Origin of the sequence: Roseibium aggregatum IAM 12614 (assembly GCF_000168975.1) — a bacterium.
Taxonomy (GTDB): domain Bacteria; phylum Pseudomonadota; class Alphaproteobacteria; order Rhizobiales; family Stappiaceae; genus Roseibium; species Roseibium aggregatum.
In genome coordinates this window covers 370,732-396,454 of record NZ_AAUW01000001.1, presented here as the reverse complement: position 1 = coordinate 396,454, position 25,723 = coordinate 370,732, and the positions used below count along the sequence as shown (strand labels likewise).

Annotated in this window: 26 protein-coding genes; 7 read left to right on the top strand and 19 right to left on the bottom strand. The window is 59.0% G+C overall.

Features of this window, described 5'->3' with window-relative positions:
• Positions 1–65: 65 nt before the first annotated feature.
• Together SIAM614_RS01805 and SIAM614_RS01800 are read right to left on the bottom strand one after the other, a co-directional pair.
• Positions 66–638 carry a YceD family protein gene (locus SIAM614_RS01805; protein WP_006931573.1) on the bottom strand — a complete coding sequence of 191 codons (573 nt, stop codon included), beginning with the start codon at positions 636–638 and terminating at the stop codon, positions 66–68.
• Positions 639–693: 55 nt separating this feature from the next.
• On the bottom strand, positions 694–1,242 hold the full coding sequence (locus tag SIAM614_RS01800) for a ubiquinol-cytochrome C chaperone family protein (RefSeq protein ID WP_040438764.1): 549 nt from the start codon (positions 1,240–1,242) through the stop codon (positions 694–696).
• Between the two features lie 113 nt (positions 1,243–1,355).
• Between SIAM614_RS01800 and SIAM614_RS01795 the strand changes: the two genes are divergently transcribed.
• Positions 1,356–1,793, top strand: coding sequence for an outer membrane protein assembly factor BamE (locus SIAM614_RS01795; RefSeq protein WP_006931570.1), 438 nt, complete (start codon positions 1,356–1,358; stop codon positions 1,791–1,793).
• A gap of 68 nt (positions 1,794–1,861) precedes the next feature.
• Here SIAM614_RS01795 and SIAM614_RS01790 read toward each other — a convergent pair whose 3' ends face one another.
• Both SIAM614_RS01790 and SIAM614_RS01785 read right to left on the bottom strand, forming a co-directional pair.
• Entirely contained in the window at positions 1,862–3,997 is a 2,136-nt protein-coding gene (locus SIAM614_RS01790; RefSeq protein WP_006931569.1) for a sodium-translocating pyrophosphatase, read from the bottom strand.
• A 219-nt stretch (positions 3,998–4,216) separates the two neighbouring features.
• The gene (locus tag SIAM614_RS01785; protein ID WP_006931568.1) at positions 4,217–5,440 is read right to left on the bottom strand and encodes an MFS transporter; all 1,224 of its coding nucleotides are present in this window, start codon (positions 5,438–5,440) and stop codon (positions 4,217–4,219) included.
• Between the two features lie 379 nt (positions 5,441–5,819).
• Here SIAM614_RS01785 and SIAM614_RS01780 point away from each other — a divergent pair, with 379 nt between their 5' ends.
• Positions 5,820–6,608, top strand: a complete 789-nt coding sequence (locus SIAM614_RS01780) for a peptidoglycan-binding protein (protein WP_006931567.1) — start codon at positions 5,820–5,822, stop codon at positions 6,606–6,608.
• Positions 6,609–6,634: 26 nt separating this feature from the next.
• On the opposite strand, the gene thiL is transcribed toward SIAM614_RS01780, so the two are convergent.
• The 14 genes from thiL to SIAM614_RS01710 all read right to left on the bottom strand — a co-directional run bounded on the left by thiL (position 6,635) and on the right by SIAM614_RS01710 (position 19,103).
• The gene (gene thiL, locus SIAM614_RS01775) at positions 6,635–7,633 is read right to left on the bottom strand and encodes a thiamine-phosphate kinase (protein ID WP_006931566.1); all 999 of its coding nucleotides are present in this window, start codon (positions 7,631–7,633) and stop codon (positions 6,635–6,637) included.
• 2 nt (positions 7,634–7,635) lie between these two features.
• A complete protein-coding gene (gene nusB / locus SIAM614_RS01770) occupies positions 7,636–8,157 on the bottom strand; it encodes a transcription antitermination factor NusB (protein WP_006931565.1) in 522 nt (173 codons plus the stop codon).
• Between the two features lie 5 nt (positions 8,158–8,162).
• Entirely contained in the window at positions 8,163–8,612 is a 450-nt protein-coding gene (gene ribH, locus SIAM614_RS01765) for a 6,7-dimethyl-8-ribityllumazine synthase (protein ID WP_006931564.1), read from the bottom strand.
• A 156-nt stretch (positions 8,613–8,768) separates the two neighbouring features.
• The gene (locus SIAM614_RS01760) at positions 8,769–9,380 is read right to left on the bottom strand and encodes a riboflavin synthase (RefSeq protein WP_006931563.1); all 612 of its coding nucleotides are present in this window, start codon (positions 9,378–9,380) and stop codon (positions 8,769–8,771) included.
• Position 9,381: 1 nt separating this feature from the next.
• Positions 9,382–10,506: a bifunctional diaminohydroxyphosphoribosylaminopyrimidine deaminase/5-amino-6-(5-phosphoribosylamino)uracil reductase RibD gene (gene ribD, locus SIAM614_RS01755; RefSeq protein ID WP_006931561.1), complete on the bottom strand. Its 1,125-nt coding sequence runs from the start codon at positions 10,504–10,506 to the stop codon at positions 9,382–9,384.
• Positions 10,507–10,526: 20 nt separating this feature from the next.
• Positions 10,527–11,003, bottom strand: coding sequence for a transcriptional regulator NrdR (nrdR, locus tag SIAM614_RS01750; protein ID WP_006931560.1), 477 nt, complete (start codon positions 11,001–11,003; stop codon positions 10,527–10,529).
• A 28-nt stretch (positions 11,004–11,031) separates the two neighbouring features.
• Positions 11,032–12,333: a serine hydroxymethyltransferase gene (gene glyA / locus SIAM614_RS01745; RefSeq protein WP_407636303.1), complete on the bottom strand. Its 1,302-nt coding sequence runs from the start codon at positions 12,331–12,333 to the stop codon at positions 11,032–11,034.
• A 416-nt stretch (positions 12,334–12,749) separates the two neighbouring features.
• On the bottom strand, positions 12,750–12,977 hold the full coding sequence (locus tag SIAM614_RS01740; RefSeq protein WP_006931554.1) for a DUF6898 family protein: 228 nt from the start codon (positions 12,975–12,977) through the stop codon (positions 12,750–12,752).
• A gap of 128 nt (positions 12,978–13,105) precedes the next feature.
• Positions 13,106–14,410 (bottom strand): L,D-transpeptidase family protein, encoded by a 1,305-nt coding sequence (locus SIAM614_RS01735; protein WP_006931553.1) that lies wholly within the window; start codon positions 14,408–14,410, stop codon positions 13,106–13,108.
• A gap of 359 nt (positions 14,411–14,769) precedes the next feature.
• A complete protein-coding gene (ldtR, locus tag SIAM614_RS01730; RefSeq protein ID WP_006931552.1) occupies positions 14,770–15,285 on the bottom strand; it encodes a transcriptional regulator LdtR in 516 nt (171 codons plus the stop codon).
• A 153-nt stretch (positions 15,286–15,438) separates the two neighbouring features.
• Entirely contained in the window at positions 15,439–16,329 is an 891-nt protein-coding gene (gene mmsB, locus SIAM614_RS01725; protein WP_040438925.1) for a 3-hydroxyisobutyrate dehydrogenase, read from the bottom strand.
• Between the two features lie 100 nt (positions 16,330–16,429).
• A complete protein-coding gene (locus SIAM614_RS01720; protein ID WP_006931550.1) occupies positions 16,430–16,849 on the bottom strand; it encodes a DUF6163 family protein in 420 nt (139 codons plus the stop codon).
• A 23-nt stretch (positions 16,850–16,872) separates the two neighbouring features.
• Positions 16,873–17,910 carry an enoyl-CoA hydratase/isomerase family protein gene (locus SIAM614_RS01715; protein WP_006931549.1) on the bottom strand — a complete coding sequence of 346 codons (1,038 nt, stop codon included), beginning with the start codon at positions 17,908–17,910 and terminating at the stop codon, positions 16,873–16,875.
• 53 nt (positions 17,911–17,963) lie between these two features.
• On the bottom strand, positions 17,964–19,103 hold the full coding sequence (locus SIAM614_RS01710; RefSeq protein WP_006931548.1) for an isobutyryl-CoA dehydrogenase: 1,140 nt from the start codon (positions 19,101–19,103) through the stop codon (positions 17,964–17,966).
• Between the two features lie 274 nt (positions 19,104–19,377).
• Here SIAM614_RS01710 and hemB point away from each other — a divergent pair, with 274 nt between their 5' ends.
• The 3 genes from hemB to SIAM614_RS01695 all read left to right on the top strand — a co-directional run bounded on the left by hemB (position 19,378) and on the right by SIAM614_RS01695 (position 22,322).
• A complete protein-coding gene (gene hemB, locus SIAM614_RS01705; protein ID WP_050789302.1) occupies positions 19,378–20,373 on the top strand; it encodes a porphobilinogen synthase in 996 nt (331 codons plus the stop codon).
• Positions 20,370–21,620 (top strand): threonine ammonia-lyase, encoded by a 1,251-nt coding sequence (locus tag SIAM614_RS01700; RefSeq protein WP_006931540.1) that lies wholly within the window; start codon positions 20,370–20,372, stop codon positions 21,618–21,620. Before hemB ends, SIAM614_RS01700 begins: the two co-directional genes overlap by 4 nt.
• Before the next feature lie 195 nt (positions 21,621–21,815).
• Positions 21,816–22,322 carry an RDD family protein gene (locus tag SIAM614_RS01695; RefSeq protein ID WP_006931538.1) on the top strand — a complete coding sequence of 169 codons (507 nt, stop codon included), beginning with the start codon at positions 21,816–21,818 and terminating at the stop codon, positions 22,320–22,322.
• Between the two features lie 2 nt (positions 22,323–22,324).
• Here SIAM614_RS01695 and SIAM614_RS01690 read toward each other — a convergent pair whose 3' ends face one another.
• On the bottom strand, positions 22,325–22,810 hold the full coding sequence (locus SIAM614_RS01690; protein ID WP_157139617.1) for a TspO/MBR family protein: 486 nt from the start codon (positions 22,808–22,810) through the stop codon (positions 22,325–22,327).
• Between the two features lie 199 nt (positions 22,811–23,009).
• On the opposite strand from SIAM614_RS01690, the gene SIAM614_RS01685 reads away from it, so the two are divergent.
• Entirely contained in the window at positions 23,010–24,842 is a 1,833-nt protein-coding gene (locus tag SIAM614_RS01685) for an SLC13 family permease (protein ID WP_040438761.1), read from the top strand.
• A 45-nt stretch (positions 24,843–24,887) separates the two neighbouring features.
• A complete protein-coding gene (locus SIAM614_RS01680; RefSeq protein WP_006931534.1) occupies positions 24,888–25,670 on the top strand; it encodes an arginyltransferase in 783 nt (260 codons plus the stop codon).
• The last annotated feature ends 53 nt before the right edge of the window (positions 25,671–25,723 follow it).

Genomic DNA, 25,723 nt, shown 5'->3' with positions numbered 1-25,723 from the left:
TGACGTTGAAAACCTGCATGAAGACCCAGTCCATATCGTTCGGGCAACTGTAAATACAATGGATATCAGCTATCCGTCTGATCCTTGAGCGCCTGCAGTGCGGCGAAAGGCGACGGTTTGGCCTCAGGCTCCTCACCAGCGCTCTCGTCCTCGCCATCACCGCCTTCGAACTCCACGCCCGGCTTGCGCGGGAACGGGTCAAGCGTCAGAGCCAGTTCCTCGCAGATCACGGCACCCAGGTCGAGAACACCGTCCAGAATGACATCGGGCGGGTCGAGCGTTTCCAGGTCGATTTCAATCTCGCCATCTTCGTTGAGGTCGCTGGCCTTGCGCGGGCGACTGGACTGGGGTTCGAAGGTGCGGTCGACATCGATCTTCAGCTTGCTTTCGAACGGTTCCAGCGAGACCACACACGTCTGCTCCAACGTTCCCGTCAGCGGACCGACGACACGCAGTCCCGCCTTGCGATATGGCTTCAGCAGGAAATCCGCCTTGAGGTCGCGAATGCCATCTAGCTCATACGTCTTTGCGATGGCCTTGAGCGATGCCTCATCCGGAGTGACAGTGACGCGTTCGTCCTTGTCGACAACGCGGGCGGCGTTGACCTTGTACGAATAGGGGAAAGTTTCTTTTGTCATTCTTGTTCTTACCTTGGCACCTTTGTCGCGGCCTTTTACACCGCCGGCTTGGCTCTCAGACCGGCAATGCCTTGAATTTTTCAGGGTCGGGCCAGACGATGCTCCCGTTCATCAGTGCTTCCACCGTCTGCCCCTCGAGGCTTTCGGCTGTTTCCAGCATATAATACGCCAAACGCTTCTGCGCGACCGGTTCCGGCGCATCGGGATAGATGTTGCGGCCGATTGCGTCCGCCAGCTCATCAACGCTTTTTGTTTCGATCGCCGGAATATAGGCATCGGCACGGCCATAAAAAGCCTCGCCCATGACTTTCACCTTCTTGGGAACGCGCGTGTCGCTGACGCCCATTTCGCGCAAGGAGGCATCCATGTCCTGAAAGAACAGATCGAAGACGTTCTGCGTGAATTGGGAGACCCGCTTTCCCTCCCCGCGCATCCTGCGGAAATACAGCACTGCATGGGCCACGATCATGTCAAAACGGCCATCGACACTATCGGGCACATGAAAGTCCGTGTAAAAGACTGGCTGCCGTGCTTGAGCCACGATTTCACAATAGACCTTGTGCTCGGCATCGCGGGTCCGACGGCGGAACAGGCCAAACAGCATGGCGTCTCCTTTTAAGTCAGGTGTTGCCTTGTGCCCTATCCCACGATAGTGACTTTGCCAAGCAACGAAATTCAAGAGCAGCCAGACCGCTCTGGCGAAACGGGAATTCTTAGATGAACTTCAAGGCAAGCGCCCTGATCCTTCCGCTTCTGGTCACCTTACCGCTCGGCGGCTGTTTTACATCCACCTATACGCACGGACATGTCATCACCAGCGACATGCTGAACCAGGTTCAGGTCGGCTCCAGCCGCGAACAGGTTGAGCTCGTTCTGGGAACCCCGTCGACCACGTCCAGCCTCAACGGCGACGCCTATTATTACATCTCCCAGAAAACCGCCACGACCGCCTTCATGGCTCCGGATATCGTCGAGCAGCGCGTGGTCGCGGTTTACTTCGACAAGGACGGGTACGTTCAGGATCTCGGCAACTACTCGCTGGAAGACGGCAAGATCGTCGACATCGTCACGCGCAAGACCCGTACCGGCGGCGCCGACTACGGCTTCCTGACGCAGATCCTGCGCGGCGCGACCAACCCGAGCCTCGGCCTCTAAGCCAAAAGCTGTAGTCCAATGCAAAAAGCCCCGGCCAATGTGGCCGGGGCTTTTTTATTTTTGCAGCGTCAATGCGCCAGGATCGCCAGCAGCAGCAAGGCCACAATGTTGGTGATCTTGATCATCGGGTTCACAGCCGGACCGGCAGTGTCCTTATAGGGATCGCCCACCGTATCGCCTGTCACCGAGGCCTTGTGCGCCTCGCTGCCCTTATGGTGAGTTACGCCATCCTTGTCGGTGAAACCGTCTTCAAAGGACTTCTTGGCGTTGTCCCATGCCCCGCCACCGGCGGTCATGGAAATCGCCACGAAGAGCCCCGTCACGATGACACCGAGCAGCATGGCCCCGAGCGCGGCAAAGGCGTCCGCCGGTGTTGCCACGGCCTTGACCAGAAAGAACACCACGATGGGCGACAGCACCGGCAGCAGCGAGGGGATGATCATCTCCCGGATCGCCGCCTTTGTGAGCATATCCACCGCCCGGCCGTAATCCGGCCGCTCCGTCCCCTGCATGATGCCGGGCTTTTCCTTGAACTGGCGGCGGACTTCTTCCACCACCGCACCGGCCGCCCTGCCGACGGCGGTCATGGAAATACCGCCGAAGAGATAGGGCAACAAGCCGCCGAACAGGAGACCCGCGACCACATAGGGGTTGGACAGTGTGAACAGCGTACTCACGTCGATGCCGTAGAAGATCGAGCCTTCTTCAGCTCTGCTGGAGAAGAACTTCAGGTCTTCCGTATAGGCCGCAAACAGCACCAGCGCCCCCAGGCCCGCGGACCCGATGGCATAGCCCTTGGTGACCGCCTTGGTGGTGTTGCCGACCGCATCGAGCGCGTCCGTGGTGGTGCGCACTTCTGCCGGAAGATCGGCCATTTCGGCAATCCCGCCGGCATTGTCCGTCACCGGACCGAAAGCATCCAGTGCCACCACCATGCCCGCCAGCGCCAGCATGGTCGTGACTGCAATCGCGATGCCGAAGAGGCCCGCGAAGGCATGCGTCACCAGGATACCAGCGATGATGATCAACGCCGGCAAGGCTGTTGCTTCCAGCGAGACGGCCAGACCCTGGATGACGTTCGTGCCATGGCCGGTAACCGACGCCTGGGCAATGGACCTGACCGGGCGGTACTCGGTGCCGGTGTAGTATTCGGTCACCCAGATGATCAGACCGGTCACCACCAGCCCCACGAGACCGCAGACGAACAGATCGAACCCGGTGAAGGTCGTTCCGCCCGACGTGGTGAACTCGGTGCCCGCACCGATCCAGCCGAAGATGATGATCGCAAGGGCAACCGCGGACAGGACCGCTGTGGCGATGAAGCCCTTGTAAAGTGCCCCCATGATCGAGTTGTTGCTGCCGAGCTTGACGAAGAACGTGCCGATGATGGACGTCACCACGCAGCTTGCACCAATCAGCAACGGCAGATGCATAAGGTCGATGGCCTGGCTGCTGGTGAAGAAGATCGACGCCAGAACCATGGTCGCGACGACCGTCACCGCGTAGGTTTCGAACAGGTCGGCCGCCATTCCTGCACAGTCGCCGACATTGTCACCGACGTTATCGGCAATGGTGGCCGGATTACGCGGATCGTCCTCCGGAATTCCGGCTTCGACCTTGCCGACCAGGTCGCCGCCGACATCTGCCCCCTTGGTGAAGATACCGCCGCCGAGTCGTGCGAAGATGGAAATCAGAGACGCCCCGAAGCCAAGCGCGACCAGCGCGTCAATCACGGTCCGGTCCGTCGGGTCATAGCCCATCATTCCGGTGAGAATGGCGAAATAGACGGCAACGCCAAGCAAGGCCAGGCCGGCAACCAAAAGGCCGGTGACAGCACCGGCCTTGAACGCAATCTCCAGCCCTGCCCCGAGGCTTTGGCTGGCCGCCTGGGCGGTGCGTACATTGGCCCGGACGGAAACCATCATGCCGATGTAACCGGCAGCTCCCGAGAGGATGGCGCCGATGGCAAATCCGATTGCCGCGGTGCCGGACAGCAGTAGCCAGGCGAGCACGAAAACAACGGCCCCCACAATGGCGATAGTCGTATATTGACGATTGAGATAAGCGCTAGCCCCTTCCTGGATCGCCTCGGCGATCTCCTGCATACGCGCGTTCCCTGCATCCGCTGCCATAACGGACTGGATAGCCCACGCCCCATAGGCAATGGACAAGAGGCCACAAATGATGACGACAAGCTCGATCATACTTCCTCCCAAAGCTGCGGCGGACTGATTTTCTTGTCGTTTTTTGCCGCCTGACGGCCCTACACACCAATTCCTCGACGTGAGGGAAGGTCACGATAGCAGCAAAGCGGAGCGCCTCGTCAAGCTCTCACATGGTTTAATTCAAAACTTCCGTTGCGTTATTTTTTGGTGCAACGCAGTATTTATGCTGCGCTGACGAAATGGATTTTCGAAGGTACTTTAAGAGGTTGTATCTGCTCTTCTTTCCGCAACTGCAAGCCATACAAGCAAGCCGATGCACAGCACCACAAACGGAAACACCAGGGTGGTGACAGTGTCCCAGCCATAAACATTCAAAAGTGCACCCGACGAGAAAGAGGCAGCGGCAACGAAGCCGAAAACCAGGAAATCATTGACCGCCTGCACCAGGTTCCGCTCCTCGGGCCGGTAGGTGTCCGTCAGCATCGCGGTGGCGCCGATGAAACCGAAATTCCAGCCGAGGCCGAGCAGGATCAGCGCAATCCAGAAATTGGCAAGGTCTACCCCCATCAGCGCAACCGTCGAACACCCGGCCAGCAGCAACAGACCGATGGACACAATCCTCTCCTTGCCGAAGCGGGTGATGAGGTTCCCGGTGAAGAAGCTTGGACCGAACATGGCCAGAACATGCCACTGAATGCCAAGCGTGGCGTCGTTCTGCGACAGACCGCAACCGATCATGGCCAGCGGTGTTGCGGTCATCACCATGCTCATGAGTGCGTAGGAGCAGATACCGCAGGCAGCGGCGACAATGAAACGGCGCTGCGTCATGATCTGAAGCAGCGGACGCCCGCCCGCCTGGGCATGGCTTTGCCGTTTCGGCTTGGGAATTCTAAGGAATGCCACCAGGAAGAATGCAATCAGTGACAACCCCGCCTGCGCCAGATAGGTGCCGGCAAACAGGATCGGCGAGAACAGGTCCTTGGTTGCGATAACCGTTTGCGGACCGACGACACCGGCCAGAACACCCCCTGCGAGCACCCATGAGATCGCCTTGGGCTTGAAGGCGTCACTTGCGGTATCGGCCGCCGCAAAGCGGTATTGCTGAACGAACGCGCCGGCAAAACCGCTGATGCAGCACCCGAGCGCGAACAGCAAAAACGCATCCTGAAAAACCGCGAAGGCTGCCAGCAGCCCCGCTGTGGCGCCGAGAAGCGCCGCGCCCATGAAGCCGGTGCGGCGGCCATAGCGGCGCATGATCATGCCCGCAGGTATGGTTCCGAAAGCGGTTCCCAGGACCATGGCCGAGACCGGCAAGGTTGCCAGTGACTTGTCCGTATCCAGCATCGAATACCCGACCAGCGGCGCCGTTGCGATCACGATCGACGCGGAGGCCCCGCCAATAGCCTGGGCCAGAGCCAGAAGCAGCGCGTTTCGTTTTGCCAGACTGTCGTCGACAAAGCTATCGGGGGTTGTCACGGTCATTCGGATACTTTCAGGAAGGCATAAGTTTGCATCGCACATACCACGCCGAGGCCTGAGCGGGAAAGACCGGAAGTTTCATTTGTAACTGGCGACCAACCAGAAAACTACCGGCATGCTGACATGCCACTCTACCTAAGCGGAAGCCGCAAAAACGTGATGTGCATCATCGAAGCGGTTCAATTTTAGCGATAGTCATCCTTCAGGGAAATCCTCGACTGGAACGCCAACTGACAAAGGCGTAACAGCCTTGAGCAACCCAAGATCGCATCAGGGAAACAGAGGCGACGGTCACCGATAGCGGTGGTCGACCGGCCAATTTTAGGAACTCGATTTTGCTTACAAGAATTTATCTGCGGATACACTCCAAGGAGTACCTGTCATGGGACGTATTATTGCGCAATACGGCAGCAAAGGCAGCCACGTAGAAAGAATACAAAAAGAACTCAATAAATTTTTCAAGGACGAAGGCCGAAAACCGCTCATACCGGACGGCGATTATGGGAAAAATACCAAGGAAGCTGTAATACAGCTTCAAAAAGACTTCTTTCTTTATGTCGACGGTGTCGTCGGCGAATTTACAAACGCGGTCCTGTTCAAACGGGAAATCGCGACGTTGGCACCTCGTCCACGCGATGTCACCCAGGGGCTTTCAATGAGATGCTGGGCTGCGTCCTCGGAGAGCTGGCTGGAAACACGGCCTACGCTCACCAACCGTAACCAGGTCAACATTCTGAACCGGCTCATTGCCCTGGGAGGGGCCACCCCCATTACCGTGCAGCGGCTTGGCATCAATGTACCCAACCCCTTCGGTGGCGCACTTCGGATTCCCCTTGGCCAGACCCAATGGCAAGACCGACTTGGACTGACACCGATTGAGGAACCCTTCGAGAATTTCTATGCCGAAATATGTGCCAGCAGGCTGCAGCAGCACGGCCCGTTGCTTCTCGGTGTCTTTCGCGAAAGAGGTCGCGTCGGACATGTCGTGGTCATGTGGGGAGCGGGAGTAACCGGATCGGACGCCGGTATCCAAGTCATGGATCCTGCAAGAACTCCAAATTCCAGGTTTCTAAGGATTGCAGGTATTCAGGCTGGCGATTTTATGGACGGTGAACACGTGGGAGGAACGGTCATTACCTGGATCCCGGACCGTACTGCATCAGCCTGGTAAATTCTCAAGACCGTCCGTGGCGATGCTCAAAAGTGGCTGAAGCCCGCGAAACGGCCGTAGTCGACGGGCTGACCGGCGTCCACAAGCCGAAGCCCGGCCTCTCCTGCCCGCGCATAACCGATCTGTGTGACAGGACACCCCGCCAGGTGGGCGACCCGGCGAAGGGTATCGGAGCGCTCCTGCGGCACTGCCATCAGGATTTCGTAATCGTCGCCGCCGTTCAGGCAACGGGCGAAGTCCTCGGGGGCCTTGATCTTGAGATGGGTGAGCGCTTGTGACAGTGGAACAAGGTCCAGGTCGATCGTCAGTTCCAGTGCCGAAGCCTTGGCCATATGGGCACAGTCGGCAATCAGGCCATCGGAAACATCCATCGCAGCCGAAGCATAATCGGCTACTGCCCCGGCAAGCCGGGTACAGGGTCGCGGCAGCAGGTAGCGGTCCAGAATATGCCCTTCTTCGCTCTCGGTCAGATCGTGATCGCGGCAGAAGTCAGGGTTAAGACGCGCCTGGAGACCGGCTGCAGCGTCGCCAATGGTGCCGGTGACAAACAGGAGGTCTCCGGGCTGCGCGCCGGAACGCCGGACTGCCTTGCCGGTTTCAACCTCGCCAATTGCGGTGATCGACACCTGCAGTCCGTTGCCGGAGCGAACAGTGTCACCGCCATAGAGATGGAAATCATAGGCTGCCTGGTCGGCAGCAAGCCCGTTGCAGAACCGCTCCAGCCAGTCGACCGTCCAGTCCGACGGCAAGGACAGACCCATCAGATAGCCGCGCGGGCGGGCCCCCTTCGCGGCCAGGTCCGAAAGATTGACTCTCAAGGCCTTGGCAGCGATTGCCTCCGGTGCATCTTCAGCGAAGAAATGAATATCGGCCGCCAGCACGTCCTTTGTCAGAACGAGGTCATAGCCCTGATGTGGTGTCAGCACCGCGGCATCGTCGGTCAGACCGAGGCTGCCCGGGTCTTTTGCCAGAGGGGCAAAGAAACGCCGGATCAGCTCGAATTCGCCTGGCCGGTCAGCGTCCATGATCAGGAGGCGCCGTCCGTTTTCTTTTCCTCAAGTTCGCCACCGCGCAATTCATGCGCAAGACGGTCGAGGACGCCGTTCACAAGGCCCGGCTCGTCGTCTTCGAAAAAGGCCTTCGCGACGTCGATATACTCCGAAATGATCACCTTGGCCGGCACGTCCTTGCGGCGCAGCAGTTCGTAGGAACCGGAGCGCAGGATTGCCCGCAGCAGACTGTCGATCCGTTTCAGGGGCCAGTCTTCAGCCAGCGCGGTGTGGATGTAGGGGTCCAGAAACTTCTGGTCTTCCACAACACCGGCAAGGATCTGCTTGAACCATTGCTCATCGGCTTCACGGTACTGCTCGCCGTCGATTTCCTTGCCGAGGCGAAAGGCGGTGAATTCGCTGACCACACTGGTCAGCGGCGCACCGCCCACGTCCATCTGATAAAGAGCCTGAACGGCGGCAAGGCGTGCCACGCCGCGTTTGTTGGCGGGACGCACAGTTTTTCCAGCCGGTTTTTCCGGGTCGGCCTTTCCGGTCATTCTTCTTATACTCCAAGACGCTCGCGCAGGGCGATCATGTCGAGGGCAGCACGGGCAGCCGCACCGCCTTTGTCCTTGTCGTCCACCTTCGCGCGGGCCCATGCCTGCTCACCGTTTTCAACGGTCAGGATACCATTTCCGACAGCCAGATCCGCATCGACGATCAAATCCATGATCACCCGGTTCGATTCATTGGCAACAATGTCGTAATGGGTGGTTTCGCCGCGGATGACGACACCCAGCAGAACGAAGCCATCATAGAGCACGCCGTCATTTTCCATTGCCGTCAGAGCCATGGACAGGGCGGCCGGGATTTCCAGCACGCCCGGCACGGCGATCCGGTCATAGCTTGCGCCGGCAGCCTCGATGGTCTTGATCGCGCCCTCAGCGAGCGCATCAGCCAGATCCTCGTAGAAACGGGCTTCGATGATCAGAAGTTTCGGTGCAGCGCTCATGGGTTTTCGTTCCTATGTAAGGCCGCGACAGGAACCACGTCTGCCCCGGTTTGTCCAGTCTCATTCGTAAAGGACCGCGACATCCCGGTGACGAGTTCGTCCCGTGGTTAAGGCGGTAAATGATATTAGCTCTTTTCGAAGGTGTTGGGACGTCACCTATCCGGTCTTGGAGAATTCCGCAAGGCGGGCGGCGTAGCGGGCCATCATATCCACTTCCAGGTTGATCTTGTCGCCGACCTGCCGGTCCGACCATGTGGTGACCTCCAGAGTGTGCGGGATCAGGAAGACGGAAAACAGCAGGCCGTCGACCTCATTCACTGTCAGGGATGTGCCATCGAGCGCGACCGAGCCCTTTTTGGCAATGAACGGGGCGGCTTCCGCCGGTGCCTCGAACTGGAAATAGACCGAATCCGGATGATCTTCCCGTTTGGTCACCGTCGCCAGTCCGTCGACATGACCCAGGACCAGATGTCCGCCCAGTTCGGCGCCCATCGTCAGCGAACGTTCCAGATTGAGTTTCTGTCCCACTTTCCACGCCGCGACGTTGGTGAGGGCCAGGGTTTCGGCGGCTGATTCCACCTCGAACCAGTTGCCGTTGGAGCCATTGTCCTTGGCCGTCACCGTGTGGCAGACGCCCGCGCAGGAAATCGAAGCGCCGATGTCGAAGCTTTCGGTATCGTAGGCGGTGCGAATCCGCGTCCGCATCCCGGCGGGGATCTTGTCGATAGCGAGAATCTCGCCAAGGTCGGTCACAATTCCGGTGAACATGTCAGGCTCCGCGCCGTCTGAGATAAACAAAACTGTCGGGACCGAACCGGCCGGCGTCGACCCGCTCGAATTTGGGGTTTTTGAGAACATCTGCAAGGTCGAGACCGTGCAGAGCTGGTATACCGCCTTCGCCGATTACGATATCCCCGGTCACGACGCACAGGTCGTCCACCAGATCTGCCGCGAGAAAAGACGATGCCAGGCGGGAGCCGCCTTCCACCATGACCCGCGTTATGCCGCGTGTCGCCAGCGCGCTGAGGATGACGGATGGTTTTATGCCGGTCTCTTCCGCCGGTACCCGTATGACGTTGACGCCTGCGGCTGCCAGATCCGCAATCTTGTCTGCATCCGCAGTGTTGCTGCAGACAAGCCAGACCGGCACGTCCACGCAGGTTTGCACCAGTTTGGAGGTCAGTGACAACCGGGCGCACCGGTCGATGATGACACGCACAGGCGAGCGATCGGCCAGGCCCGGCAGTCGACAGGTGAGCTGAGGGTCATCGGCAAGTGCCGTACCGGATCCGACCAGAATCGCATCGCATTCAGCGCGATATCCGTGAACCTTTCGCATCGACAAGGGCCCGGAAATCTTGACCTGCCCTTCGCCCGCCCGGCCGATAAATCCGTCCCGGGACACCGCAAGTTTCAGGAACACCACCGGACGCTGTTTCAGTTGCCTGTATGTAAAGCCTCGGTAGAGCGCCTGCATGGCTTTCTCGCGCACGCCCACCACCACCTCGATTCCCGCTTCGCGCAGCATGCCAACGCCCCGGCCAGCGACGCGCGGATTGGGGTCGAGCATGCCAACGACAACACGTTTCACACCGGCTTCGATCAATGCCTTGGCGCATGGCGGTGTTCGGCCATAGTGGGAGCATGGCTCCAGGGTGACATAGCAGGTCGCCCCTTGCGCCTTTTCCCCCGCCTGGTTCAGGGCGTTGACTTCCGCATGCGCCATGCCGGGACGCGAGGTGACACCCCTGCCCGCGACAACGGCAGCACCGTCTTCGAAACGGACGATGAGGGCGGCAACGGACGGATTGGGCCACACCCGGCCCAGGCCACGACGGGTAAGGCGCTCGGCGGCCGCCATGAAACGGGCATCAAGATTGGAAAGCTCGGACATGTAAAACCGGATACTGCGGGTCAGGAGTTCTTGAGCGGATGTCCGTCGGGATCGCTCAGCTCATCGAGAAGAGCTTCGAAATCCTTCGCCTCGCGGAAATTCTTGTAGACGGAGGCGAAGCGGACATAAGCGACGTCATCGATGCCCTTGAGGCCTTCCATGACGTGATTGCCGATGGTTTCCGCCGTGATTTCCGTTTCGCCCGAGCTTTCAAGCTGGCGAACGATGCCGGAAACCATGCGTTCGATCTTGTCCGGATCCACCGGCCGCTTGCGCACCGCAATCTGCACAGACCGCATCAGCTTTTCCCTGTCGAAGGGAACGCGGCGTCCGGAGCGTTTAAGCACCAGGAGCTCGCGCAACTGCACGCGCTCGAAAGTGGTGAACCGGCCGCCGCAGGTATTGCAGATCCTGCGGCGGCGGATGGCTGTATTGTCCTCGGTCGGGCGGGAATCCTTGACCTGGGTTTCCTCGCCCCCGCAAAACGGACATCTCATGTCTTAAAGCTCCTGACCGAGCCCGCGATTAGCCCCCGTAGATCGGGAACCGGGCCGTCAGTGCTTCTACCTTGGCTTTGACCGCCGCTTCAACTGCCGCGTTGCCCTCTTCACTGTTTGCGGCCTTCAAACCGTCCAACACTTCCGTGATCAGCAGGCCGACTTCGCGGAATTCCGCAACGCCGAAACCGCGGGTGGTCGCTGCCGGGGTGCCGAGACGCACGCCGGACGTGACAAACGGCTTTTCCGGGTCGAACGGGATGCCGTTCTTGTTGCAGGTGATGCTGGCACGGCCGAGAGACTTTTCGGCCACCTTGCCGGTGGCGTTCTTCGGACGCAGGTCCACCAGCATCAGGTGGTTGTCGGTGCCACCGGAAACGATGTCCAGACCCTGCTCTTTCAGGACTTCGGCCAAAACCTTGGCGTTTTCCTGAACGGCGCGGGCATAAGCCTTGAATTCCGGCTGCAGCGCTTCCTTGAAGGCAACGGCCTTGGCAGCGATCACGTGCATCAGCGGGCCCCCCTGAAGACCCGGGAACACCGCAGAATTGATCTTCTTGGCAATCGCTTCGTCGTTGCTGAGGATCATGCCGCCACGCGGACCGCGCAGGGACTTGTGGGTGGTGGTGGTAACGACGTGAGCGTGCGGCACCGGCGACGGGTGAACGCCACCTGCAACCAGACCGGCGATATGCGCCATGTCGACCATCAGATAAGCGCCGATGCTGTCGGCGATTTCGCGGAACCGCTTCCAGTCCCAGATACGGGAATAGGCGGTGCCGCCAGCAAGGATCAGCTTGGGCTTGTGTTCGTTGGCAAGGCGCTCGACCTCATCCATGTCAAGCAGATGATCGTCTTCACGCACACCATAGGAGACGACGTTGAACCACTTGCCGGACATGTTGACCGGAGAACCGTGGGTCAGGTGACCACCGGAATTCAGGTCCAGGCCCATGAAGGTGTCGCCCGGCTGCAGCAGCGCCAGGAACACGGCCTGGTTCATCTGGCTGCCGGAATTCGGCTGAACGTTGGCAAACTGGCAGCCGAACAGTTCTTTCGCGCGCTCGATTGCCAGCGTTTCGGCAATATCCGCAAATTCGCAGCCACCATAGTAGCGCTTGCCCGGATAGCCTTCGGCATATTTGTTGGTGAAGATAGAGCCCTGTGCTTCCAGCACAGCGCGGGACACGATGTTTTCTGAAGCAATCAGCTCGATTTCATGCTGCTGACGGCCGAGTTCCTTGCCGATCGTGTCGAAGATATCCGGATCGACCTCAGCGAGGCTGCGGGTGAAGAAACCGGACTGCAGGGACTGATCGGAGCTTTCCATCAAAGACATAGCGCCATCCTTGTGTTCTTTTGATAGATCAGGAGCATCGGCGGCCAATGTCCTGAGGGACGCAATCGACCGTCATGCCTGTGTGAGGCGAGGAATTAACACACCCCCCGGCCATAACCAAGGGGCATACCGACGCGTCGAGCCTGGAAAACGACACAGGTGACAGATCTTTCAGAAATTAAGTCTTCGTAGTCCGGAACAGGAAATATTATGGCGCCCGTACAGGTTACATTTGTAACCGTAGAGGCGTTTCACGTTGTCAATTCGGCGTGAACCTAAGATATACGTTGCCGCGAACTGACTCAGTTGCCGCAAAATGAATTGCAGCGCGGTTTTTGTTGAAACGTTTTAAATGGATAGCTTGTTCGTTGTAATCGATTGCAGTAGCTGCTGATTGAGACGACCCATCAATAAAGGGTCGGGTCAGGCCTGTCCTGTGCGGTCAGGGCTTCCTGTTCGAGGCGGCGTTGAAGCTTGCGGACTGCAAGACGCTTGAGATCTTCCTGCGCGGCAGAAGCCGGGCCGAAAACAGACACTTCAAGACCCGTTTCCGCGTCGATGGCAGTGACCTTGACCTGTTGGCCGATCGGCCGGAACTCAAGATAGATTTCACCACGCCGCTCGTCGCGACTCATTGCCGTTCTCCCGATTCAGCCACCAGTCCTCGAACAGGTGTGCGAATGGAGCTAGAATCCATGAAACGCCGGCCTGATCAAGACCGGCGTTTCATGACAAGAAAGAATTGCAGAATGCTGAGCACCGCTTAAAGGCGCGCCTGCTCACCCGTTCCGTAGAGATCGTCGCGGTCGTAGATATCATCCCGGAAATGCACCACGCCGTCGGCGTTCGCCCAGGCGGTGATATAGGTGAGATAAAGCGGTATCTGCGATTTCAGCTTCACATCTTCCCGCTCACCGGTGCGGATGACGCCGTCGACACGGCCGCGATCCCAGTCCGGAGTGGTCGACTGCAACAGCCAGGTCACCAGCTCACGCACGTTCTGAACGCGCACACAGCCGGAAGAGTGGAACCGGTTCGCTTCGCCGAACAGGGTCTTGGACGGCGTGTCGTGCAGATAGACCTGGTGCTTGTTATGGAAGTTGATGCGCACCGAACCGAGCGAGTTTTCAGAACCGGGATCCTGGGTAAACCGGTACTGGGTCGCCTCGTCGGTGTTCCAATCGATCTGCTGCCAGGTCAGCTCGTTGTTGCTCCAATCGAAGATGCGGATGTTGTTCTTCGCAAGATATTGCGGATCCTCTTTCATCTTCGGGATCAGGTCCTTGCGGATGATCGACTTCGGCACCGTCCAGTACGGATTGAAGTTCAGCTCGTAAATCTTGCTGTTGAGGATCGGCGTCTGGCGGTCGATCTTGCCAACGACAGCCGTGTGGCGCGAGCGGACCATGCCGTTTTCGACGGCCTCGATCTCTGCAGCCGGAATGTTGACCATCACGTAACGATCACCCAGGAAACCGGACATGGATCGCATGCGGATCATGTTGGTTTCGAGCTGACGAAGACGGACGTCGGCCGGAATGTTCAATGCGGTCACGGTGCTGTCGCCCATCACGCCGTCCGGAATCAGACCGTGACGAAGCTGAAAGCGTCGCAGACCTGCGTCCACATAGGAATCAAACGTGTCGGACAGGCCTGCCTGTTGTTCCAGATCGCCAGACACCATCAATCGGCGGCGCAGTTCGACAACGCGCGGATCCTTGGCACCGATGCGAAGCGCCTTGCCACCTGTGGAGACGGTTCCCCAGCCACCAGCCTGGACGATGCGCTGATATCGGTCGATGGCCGCGGCGATGTAGTCAGCCGTCTGGGGCGACAACGTCGGGGCGGAAGACTTAACTTCGGTGATGTGGTCTGTCGCGATGTCGAAATTATCCGCCCATTCAACCTGCTGGTTCTGCGCGAATGTCATCGGGGCCGTCTGTGCCTGGGCAGCAGTTGCAACCATGGCCGGCATCGCCACGCCAAGCATGATCATGCTCTTGAGCGTTTTTCCAGCAGTCCACTTCCAGTGACGCTTTATCCTGAACGATCCGGATAAAAGGTTCATCGCCGACCCCATGTTGCAGCGCAATTCTGCGCAAATTTTCTTCATGTACTCGGGGTCAGACCAACACAATGGGACCACCCCGGCGGTTCCTGCTCCCAGTCCTAGCGGAAGGGAGTTAACAAATCGCTTGATTTTTTAACCATCTCGGTTTCAGGAGCACCGCACAAAGCCATTTCAATGTGACCACAAGATGTCAAATTTTCGCGAACAGGTGAAAGTCGGCCAACCATAGCTTCGTTTCTCTACCGCACGGGACTCTTCACCGTGCAAATTTGCGTGAGGTCGATAACTTCTGGCTCAAAAACAGAAAGCACCGCCCGAGGGGCGGTGCCTTGTCATCTGAATGTGCCGCGAAAGTCTTACAGGCGGTACAGAATCTGGTCGGTCCAGAACCGCTCCAGGCGGCGCAGGGACTTGTTCAGTGCCACGAAGTCCTGCGGGCCGATTTCGCCGACCTGTTCCACGGACAGCATGTGACGCTCGTAAAGATCGTTCACGATCTTGGCCACTTCCCGTCCTTTTTCCGTCAGGCTGACACGGACGGACCGGCGGTCCATGCGCGAACGCTGATGGTGGATGTAACCGGTCTCGACCAGCTTCTTCAGGTTGTAGGAGACATTCGACCCCAGGTAGTAGCCGCGTGTCCGCAGCTCACCTGCCGTCAGTTCGCTGTCGCCGATGTTGAACAGCAGCAGGGCCTGCACACTGTTCACGTCGGACCGGCCCATACGGTCGAATTCGTCCTTGATGACGTCGAGCAGACGCCGATGCAGTCTCTCAACGAGTGTCAGAGCTTCCAGGTAAAGCGGCTTGATCTCAAGCTCTTCCCCTTCATTCTGTGCAACAGCGTCGACTGCCCTACTTGCGGTGATCATGTGATTGCGCCTCTTATAGTACCTGTCTTTCGACGGATATTTTCCCGCCTTGTTTCGCAATCTAACCGAGCGATTCTAAAATCCGCTTAAGAGACACGCTGAATCATCCGTTAACTTCTCAGGGCCGTTTTAGACTTCCCTTTAACTTGTTGTTCATGATGTTCCACGCAGGAACTTCACAATCCCTGAGAAATCCTGGGTTTCGCCACCCGAGTTACAGAAGAGAGAGTAGAGCGCCGCGGCTTCCGCGCCCAAAGGCGTTGCCGCGCCTGCCGAATTTGCTGCCTCCTGAGCAAGTTTTAAATCCTTGAGCATCATCGCGGCTGCAAACCCAGGTTGATAATCCCGGTTCGCCGGCGAGGACGGCAGCGGCCCCGGCACCGGGCAGTAGGATGTCAGGGACCAGCACTGGCCGGAGGCCGTCGATGAGATATCGAACAACTTCTGCTTGTCGAGACCCAGCTTCTCGGCAAGCACGAATGCCTCCGAGACGGCGATCATGGAAATGCCGAGGATCATGTTGTTGCAGATCTTCGCCGCCTGACCGGTTCCCGCATCGCCTGCATGAACGATGGTCTTGCCCATGATGTCGAGATAGGTCTTGGCTGCTTCAAACGCCTCCACCGATCCGCCGACCATGAAGGTCAAGGTGCCACCGGCAGCGCCGGCAACACCGCCGGAGACCGGCGCGTCGACCATCTTCATGCCCTTGGCCTCCGCCGCCGCGCTGACCGCTCGGGCGCTGTCGACGTCAATCGTGGAGGAATCGATCATGAGAATGCCGGGCTTGGCGTTCTCCAGAATGCCGCCCTCGCCTTCATAGATCTGGCGGACATGCTTGCCGGCCGGTAGCATGGTGACGATCACATCGGCAGCGGCGGCCAGGTCGGCAACTCCGGCGGCCTTTTCACCGCCTTCCGCCTCGTGCGCCGCCATCGCCTTATCGGAGAGATCGAAGCCAAGGACCCTGTGCCCGGCCTTGACGAGATTGATCGCCATCGGTCCACCCATGTTGCCGAGGCCGATAAATCCGATAGTGCTCATGATGGTTTCCTCCCAGAGAGATTTCATGTTGGTTTTGAATCTGTTGGCTGGCCGTCTTGAACCACTGTTCCAGCCTCTTCAAAAACTGATTCAACTGCCGTCAGACAGCATTGGCCTTGTTTTCCCTGTCCATCAGGAAAGCCAGCGCGGCGTAGATCGCAATTGTCAGCAGATAGAATGCGATCTCATAGGGACGTCGCCCGTAGAGATCGGAAAAGGCGGTGTGCATGACGATCTGGCACACACAGCGGAAGATCCACATGACCGTGCCCCACGACACGGTCAGCCAAAGGCCTGTCGCAGCCACCAGATCCAGAACCGCGAAAAAGATAATTGCCCCCTGCATGGTCACGGGCATGTCCCAGAACCACAGGCCCCGCCATTCGACAATGCCAATGATGCGCGCCCAGTAGATCATGCCGCCACCAATGAGAATGATCGCGATGCCGCGCAGGTACCAGATCAGCAGCGTGCTCCAGGGCGGGCGGGAATCGATCAGGTCCTGAAAGCTGGTAATCATGTCACGTCCGGGTCAGAAGAGGCTTAGCTGAGCGGCAGGTCTCCGTCAGCAGGTTCCTCGAAATACGACGCCAGCTCGGCGCTGTCCACTTGGCTAAACTGGGAAGGCGACCATTTGGGTGCCTGATCCTTGTCGACCAGCACTGCGCGTATGCCTTCGTAAAACTCTGTCCCCTGCAGAATGCGGGACACGATGCGATACTCAAGCTTGATGCATTCGTTGAAGGAAAGCTGGCCGCCTCGTTTCATTTGCTCAAAAGCGATCAGGACACTCGTCGGCGACTTTTGCCGGATGGCGGCCGCGGTCTTTCCGGCAAAGTCCGCGTCCGACGTATCCAGGCGAGACAGGATGTCTTCCACAGAGGAAGCCGAAAATGCTTCGCCGATCGCATCAAGATTTTCCGACACGGGCCCCTTCTCCGGCGTAACGAGATAGGGAGCAAGCACGGCGCCGATATCGTCCGCGGTCTCCAGATCCCGTTCCAGGTCCTCAAGGGATGCTTCCGAAACAGCGTGGGTCAGCACACCGGTAGCCAGGGCGTCGCCCTGCTTCAGCCTGCCTGAGCTGAGCGCACAATATATGCCGCTGCTGCGGGGCATGCGCGGCAGGAAGTACGTTCCGCCGACGTCCGGAAAAAAACCGATCCCGGTTTCGGGCATCGCAAACAGCGTCTTTTCAGTACCGATCCGATGGCTGCCATGAACCGACACCCCGACACCGCCGCCCATGACGATCCCGTTGATAAGCGCAATGTAAGGCTTCGGATAGGCCTTGATCTGAGCGTTGAGAATATACTCATCGCGGAAAAAGGCACTCAGTCCCTCCGTCTGGCCGCTCATGCGTGCATCGTAGATGCTGCGAATGTCGCCCCCTGCGCAAAAGGCCTTGTCGCCGGCACCCGTGACGACGACGTGTGCGATTTCCGGGTCTTCCCCCCAGCGCGTCAATTGCTCGGCCATGGCGCGAACCATGGCATGATTGATCGCATTCAGCGCCTTGGGCCTGTTCAAAATGACAAATCCGGCCTTGCCACGCTTCTGGAAAAGAATCTCGTCGCTCACTGGAGCCTCGCAAAAAGAAGAGTCGTTTCAACGGAATGGATCGGAAAACTCGATCAGTCCTTCAAGAGCTGCCGCGCAATGATCAATCGCATGATCTCGTTGGTGCCTTCCAGAATCTGGTGCACCCGCACATCGCGGAAATAGCGCTCGATCGGATAGTCTCGCAGATAGCCGTAGCCTCCATGAAGCTGCAGCGCTTCGTTGACCACCTTGAAGCCCGTGTCAGTGGCAAGCCGCTTGGCCATGGCGGCGAGTTTGGTCGCGTCATGAGATTTCGCGTCCACCGCGGAAGCTGCCTTGTGCAACAGCAGGCGGGCTGCTTCCAGTTCGGTCGCCATATCCGCGAGGCGGAACTGGAGCGCCTGGAAGTCGGCTATCGGGCGTCCGAACTGCTTGCGCTCCTGCACATAAGCCAGGGCGTGGTCGAGACAGGCTTGAGCTGCCCCCATCGAACAGGCGCCGATGTTGAGACGGCCACCGTCGAGCGCTGCCATGGCGATCTTGAAGCCCTGCCCTTCCGACCCGATGAGGTTCGACTTGGGCACCCGGCAGTCCTGAAAGTTGACCTGGGCCGTCGGCTGGCTTTTCCAGCCAAGCTTCACCTCGTTGGCGCCGAAGCTGAGACCCGGGGTCCCCTTTTCGACCAGAAGACAGGAAACTCCGGAAGGCCCCTCGCCGCCCGTGCGGACCATGACCGCATAGAGATCGCTGACGCCGCCGCCGGAGATGAATGCCTTGGAGCCGTTCAGGATATAATGGTCGCCATCATCCCTGGCACTGGTGCGCAGGCTCGCTGCATCCGACCCGGAACCCGGTTCGGTCAGGCAGTAACTGGTGAGCAGGTCCATGGTGCAAAGCTGTGGCAGATACTTCTGACGCAGGTCTTCCGACCCGTACGTATCGATGATCCAGGCAACCATGTTGTGAATGGCGATATATGCCGCCGTCGACGTGCAGCCCTTGGACAATTCCTCGAAGATCAGTGTCGCATCCAGCCTGGTGAGTGCGGAGCCGCCGACGTCCTCTTTCACATAGATGCCGCCGAAACCCAGCTCTGCCGCCTTGCGTAGCGTGGGGATCGGGAAATGGCTTTCCTCGTCCCACTCCTTGGCAAAAGGTGCCAGTTCTTCCCGCGAAAAGCTTGCAGCCATGTCCTGAAAGGCGCGCTGATCTTCGTTCAGTGAAAAGTCCACGGGTTATCCTCCCTCAAGCGGTGGCGGCGCGATTCCTCCTCCAAAAAGGTCTGCGCCCTGACTTCGCGGCAGCACTAAAGCATATTTGACGCAAACGTCAAACAATCTCTTTTTCTATATTAAATTCAGTTATTTTCCAGAATGTTTGATTGCGTCAATCTGCGTGATAGATTGGCGGATCACTTCGATCAGAATACGCCTTCCAACGTCGATTAGCGAACAGACAGGGCCCATGCCGTCAAAATCTCCCCTCCCGCAGATCACCTCCGACCACATGGACACGCTCCTGGCCGGCACCCGTATGCGCCGCAACCGCCAGAGTGACTGGTCGCGCCGTCTGGTGCGCGAAAACAATCTCACGGTCGATGACCTGATCTGGCCGATCTTCCTGGTGGATGGCGAGAATATCCGCCAGTCGGTCCCGTCGATGCCGGATGTCGTGCGGCTTTCGGTGGACGAAGCCGTGCGCGAGGCAGAGAAGGCGGCAAAGCTGAATATTCCGGCACTGGCGCTGTTTCCCTATACCGATCCTGGTCTGCGCGACGAAACCGGGTCCGAGGCGCTCAATCCGGAGAACCTGACCTGCCGCGCCTTGCGCGCCATCAAGGCGGAAAGACTGAACCTCGGCCTGATGACCGACGTCGCGCTCGACCCCTACACCAGCCACGGCCATGACGGACTGATGGAGGGGGAGACGATCCTGAACGACGAAACTGTCGATCAACTTTGCCGGCAGGCTCTGGTGCAGGCGGAAGCGGGCGCGGATGTAATCGCTCCGTCTGACATGATGGACGGCCGCATCGGCGCCATTCGCCAGGCTCTCGATTCTCAAGGTCACCGTGGAACGCAGATCATGGCCTATTCGGCCAAATACGCCTCTGCCTTCTATGGCCCGTTCCGCGATGCTGTCGGTTCGTCCGGCACGTTGATCGGCGACAAGCGCACCTACCAGATGGACCCGGCCAACACCGACGAGGCTCTGCGAGAAGCAGAACTGGATATTGCGGAAGGCGCTGACATGGTGATGGTGAAGCCGGGCATGCCCTATCTCGACATCGTCCGCCGGATCAAGGACGAATTCCAGGTTCCGACCTACGCCTATCAGGTGTCCGGCGAATACGCGATGATCAAGGCGGCCGCCGCTAACGGCTGGCTGGACGGCGACAAAGCAATGCTGGAAAGCCTGCTTGCCTTCAAGCGCGCCGGAGCCGACGGCATCCTGACCTACTTCGCCCCCAAGGTGGCCGAGATGCTGGCAGGCGGGAAATGACCTCTGCCGAGGCCAGCCGCGCTGACGAGGTGACATTCGACAAGGTTCAGGAGGCGGCCGCGCTTTTGAAAGGCGCCGTGATCGAGACCCCGTGCCTGCCTGCGCCGCGGCTTTCGCAGCTCACCGGGGCGGATGTCTTTGTAAAATACGAAAACATGCAGGTCACCGGTGCCTTCAAGGAACGCGGCGCGCTGGTGAAACTCTCAAGCCTGACGGTGGATGAAAAGAAGCGTGGCGTCATCGCGGTCTCGGCCGGCAACCACGCGCAGGGCGTTGCCTATCATGCCGGACGTCTCGGCATACCGGCGACCATCGTCATGCCGGTCCTGACGCCTTTCGTGAAGATTTCCGCAACCCGGAACCATGGCGCCGAGGTCGTGCTGGCCGGAAACACGCTGGCTGAGGCAAAGGAAGAAGCCGACAGGCTGGCCGAACAGAACAATCTCGTCTGGGTGCATCCTTACGATGATGCTCATGTCATTCACGGCCAGGGCACCATCGGCATTGAAATGCTGGCACAGCAGCCGGACCTCGATATGCTCGTCGTCCCGATCGGCGGTGGCGGGCTGATCGCGGGCATTGCAACGGCGGCAAAGGCTCTCAAGCCTTCCGTTGAAGTGATCGGCGTCGAGACAACGCTTTACCCCGGCATGTGGGGCGCTTTCTATGGCAAGGACGTACGCTGCGAGGGTGCGACCATCGCCGAAGGCATTGCGGTGCGCGACATCGGCATTCTGACAACGGAAGTCGTCAAAAGGGCCGTCGATGACATCTTGCTTGTTTCTGAAAGCAGCATCGAGCGGGCGATCAACGCCTATCTGACCTTGCAGCGGACCATTGCCGAGGGCGCAGGCGCAGCCGGTCTTGCGGCGTTGCTGACAGATCCAGAGCGCTTCGCCGGCAAAAGGGTTGGCCTGGTCCTGTGTGGCGGGAACATCGATCCGAGACTGCTGTCAAAAATCGTGGTTCGCGAACTTGCCCGCGACGGCAAACTGGTGTCGATCCGGATCGATACGCCGGACCGGCCGGGCGTACTCGGTGAAATCGCGACCGTCATCGGCGACATGCAGGGCAACGTGGTTGATGTGGAACACCACCGCCTGTTCCTGAATGTTCCCGCCAAGGGCGCGACGCTGGATGTCACTTTCGAGGCTTTCGACCGTCCGCATGGCGAGCGCATCGTCGCCGCACTGCGCGAACGTGCCTTCGTGGTGCGTTATCTGGAAATCGGCGAGCGGATGGACTGAGGCGGACCCCGGCTTTTCCATTTTTCAAAGTCAATGGACACCTCAATTTCATCGCAGGTTGAACTGTCAGATCGGACCTGAAGGATCGGCAGGAGTGCAGATGGCACGCAGACAAGCTTGGGGCTACCGGCAGATAATTGCGAAACCCGCTCCCAATCACCACATGTTGATCATCGAACCTAAGGGAGCCGCGCCATGTCTGCAGAAACCACCTCCGACTATGCCCGTCAGGATGTCTTCGATCCTGTGAGCAATCCGGAGCTGTTTTCCGGTGTGCGCAGCCGGCGCATCTTCGCCTTCTGTATTGATCTGATCGTGATCACGCTGTTCACCTTTGCCGCCGGCATCGTTGTGTTCTTCCTGGGCGTGTTCACTCTCGGCCTCGGCTTCCTGCTTTATGGCATTCTGCCCACCGCGGTCGCTCTGCTCTATGTCGCCTTCACGCTTGGCGGCCCGCAGGCATCAACTCTGGGCATGCGCGCGATGGGGCTGGAAATGCGCCTCTGGTATGGCGCCAAGCCCTACCCGCTTCTGGCAGCCGTCCATGTCATCCTGTTCTGGTTCTCGGTCTCTCTGCTGACGCCACTGGTTCTGCTGGTGTCCCTATTCTCCGACCGCAAGCGCCTGCTGCACGACCTTATCCTCGGAACAGTGGTGATCAACTCCGCCTACCATCAGGAACATGCGCGCGTGCAGGCGTAACGTCAGTTCAAGAGCGCGAGCGACAAGTTCAACAGGCCAGCAAAGCCTGTCCACAGCGCGTAGGGAATGAACAGCAGCGCAGACAAACGGTCCGCGCGCCAGTTTCCGCCGATAAAATTCAGGATCAGGTAGAGCATCACAGTGATGACGCCCAAGGCCGTCCACATGTAGTGGAGCGTGAAAAAGAGCGGCGACCAGACCCAGTTGAGGATCATCTGCCCGTACCAGATCTGCATGATGCGGCTGTTGCCCCCACGCAGGTACGTCCGCCAGCCCGCAATCGCAATCATCACGTAAAGTATTGTCCAGACTGGCGCGAAAACCCAGTTTGGCGGATTGAACGGCGGCTTTCTGAGAGCTTCGTACCAGGCCCCCGGCGTGTTCAGGATGCCGATCGTGATGCCAGCCCCCAGAACGATGGCCAGAAACAAGACCAGCAAGGGAAGATGTCTGGCAGACGGCGGCGAACTTGGATTTTCTGAACTCATGACTTTTTCAACGCGGCTTGTCATCAAGGGTTCCCGTTCTTCCGGCCAAATCGCATTATCGGCAGACGAACTTTAGAAGTGTCATTTGGTAAGGGGAATATATCAACGGCAATATTATCTTAAGGCTCTTCCATTGCCGGGACCGCCTGCTTTAGAGTGTTGCTTCGTGAAATTGGCCAAGATGGCTTTGGGCAGGTGAATGCACTCAGTTGATATTGCGATGGCGCTGACCTTCGTGGTGATCGCGTCCACTGTCGTCCTGTACGCCCTTGAGCGTTATGCGATCGAAACAATCGCCCTTGGGTCCGTTTCCGCCTTCATTGTCATCTTTTCGCTGTTTCCGGTTGAGAGGCCGGACGGTTCTCTCATCAGCACCGGCGACTTCCTGTCCGGCTTTTCCAACCCCGCGCTGATTACGGTTATTTGTCTGCTGATCATCGGCCAGGGCCTGTTCCAGACCGACGCCCTGGAAGCACCGGCCAAGGCCATCGTGAAGATGACGCGGGGGCGCTCGCTGCGAGCCGCGATCCCGGTTCTGTTGACCGTCGCCGCGCTCAGCGCGTTCTTGAACAATACCCCCGTCGTCGTGATGTTCCTGCCGATCCTGACAGCCGTTGCTGCAACGGTAGGCCAGTCCCCGGCCCGTGTTCTGATGCCGCTGTCCTTCCTGGCAATTCTTGGCGGCATGACGACGCTGATCGGTTCATCGACCAATCTGCTGGTGGCGAATTTCGCGGCGCAGAGCTCAGATCTGCGGCTGACCTTCTTCAGCTTCACACCCATCGGGCTGATCATGGCCGGCGTCGGCTCGATCTACGTGCTGTTCATCATGCCCAAACTGCTTCCGGTGCGCAAAACCATGGCGGAAGAGTTCCAGAGCTCTTCCGGAAAGCAGTTCATCGCCCAGATCGAAATCACCTACGGTCACCCGCTGGTAGGTGTTGAATCCGTGTCCGGCATGTTCCCGAAACTGAAGGACATGACTGTACGGCTGGTTCAGCGTGGCCAGAAGCCCATTCTGCCCCCGTTTGAAAACGTTGTGCTGTCGCCCGGCGACACGGTGATCGTGGCTGCAACGCGCGCCGCCCTTGCCAATGCGCTGGCCCGCAGGCAGCCGCTGATGGAGGCCGATTCCGATACCAACGGCTCAGGCCGCGAGACACCGGCCCCTGCCGGCACGATCAGCCTTGCGGAAACGGTGGTGGCTCCTGCCTCCCGCCTGATGGGCCGCACCCTGCCCCAGTCGGGCTTCTACACGGACACAGGCTGCCTGGTGATGGGCATCCAGCGTCGCAGCCGCATGCCGCGCATGGCCATGAACGACATCCGCCTGGAAGCCGGCGACGTGCTTCTTGTGGCCGGCAGCGAGGAGGCGATCGCGCGCCTGCGCGGCAATCGCGACGTTCTGCTGCTGGACTGGTCGATGGCCGAGGTGCCGCGCAAGCGTTACGCGCCACGGGCGCTCGTGATCTTTGCCTTTGTGGTTGCGCTGGCTGCCAGCGGTCTCGTCCCCATTGTCACCACGGCCGTCGCCGGTACGTTCGCCATGATCGTTTCGGGCTGTCTCAACATCCGGCAGGCCATGCGCGCCATCGACAGCCGCATCTTCATGCTGGTGGGGGCCTCGCTGGCCGCCGCCGTTGCGCTGGAGGGAACCGGCGGGGCAAATGCCATTGCCACCGGGCTTGTTCACCTGCTGGCCGGAGCATCGCCAACCGTGATGCTGTCAGCGCTGTTCTTTATCGTGATGATCCTGACGAACTTCCTGTCGAACAACGCGGCCGCCGTTCTGTTCACTCCGATTGCGATCAATCTGGCAAACCAGATCGGCGCGAGCCCGGAAGCCTTTGTCGTCTGCCTGATCATCGCGGCCAACTCGTCCTTCGCGACCCCTATCGGCTATCAGACCAACCTGATCGTCATGGGTCCGGGTCACTACAAGTTCAACGACTTTGTGCGGGCTGGTACCCCGCTTGCGCTTATTTTATGGTTGACCTTCTCACTGGTCGCGCCATGGTATTACGGACTATAGGACCCGGAATAGAGAACAAATCAAAAGGTTTCGCGGGACAAAACGGTGACACGGCACCCCACAGATCATCCGCAGTTCTATCTTACTGCACCCGCACCCTGCCCCTATCTTGAGGGAAAACAAGAGCGCAAGGTCTTTACCCATCTTGTCGGCCATGGCGCTCCCGCGCTCAACGAGGTGCTCACGCAGGGCGGTTTCCGGCGCAGCCAGAACATCGCCTACCGCCCGGCCTGCGAACGGTGCCAGGCCTGTATCTCGGTTCGCGTGCGCGTTGACGATTTCAAGTGGAGCAAATCCTTCAAGCGCGTCTGGAAATCCGGATCCGACATCGTCGGCGCCCGCCTTCCACCCAGCCCGTCAGCCGAACAATACGATCTCTTCCGTGACTATCTGCAGGCCCGGCACGAGAATGGTGGCATGACGGAAATGAGTGTTCTCGACTATGCCATGATGGTTGAAGACACCCATGTCGAAACGCTGGTTCTGGAATACCGGCAACGCGGCCCGAACAGCTTCATCACCGGAGCGGGCGAAGGCCCGTTGCTGGGCGTCGCCCTTTCCGATCAGCTTTCGGACGGATTGTCGATGGTCTATTCCTTCTACGATCCCGAATACGCCAAGACGCCTCTCGGCACCTATATGATCCTCGATCACATCGAGCGCGCCCGTAAGATGAACCTGCCTTACGTTTACCTGGGATACTGGGTCAACGGCTCTCAGAAGATGGCCTACAAGGCCCGCTTCAAGCCGCAGGAACATCTCGGCCCCAATGGCTGGCTGGTTGTCGACGCGGAAGCCTATCAAAAGGCACCGCATTCGGAAGAATGACGGCGGGCGGCATGGTTCGGCCGGGTGCCCGATGCATGGCTCAGAGCTTTACG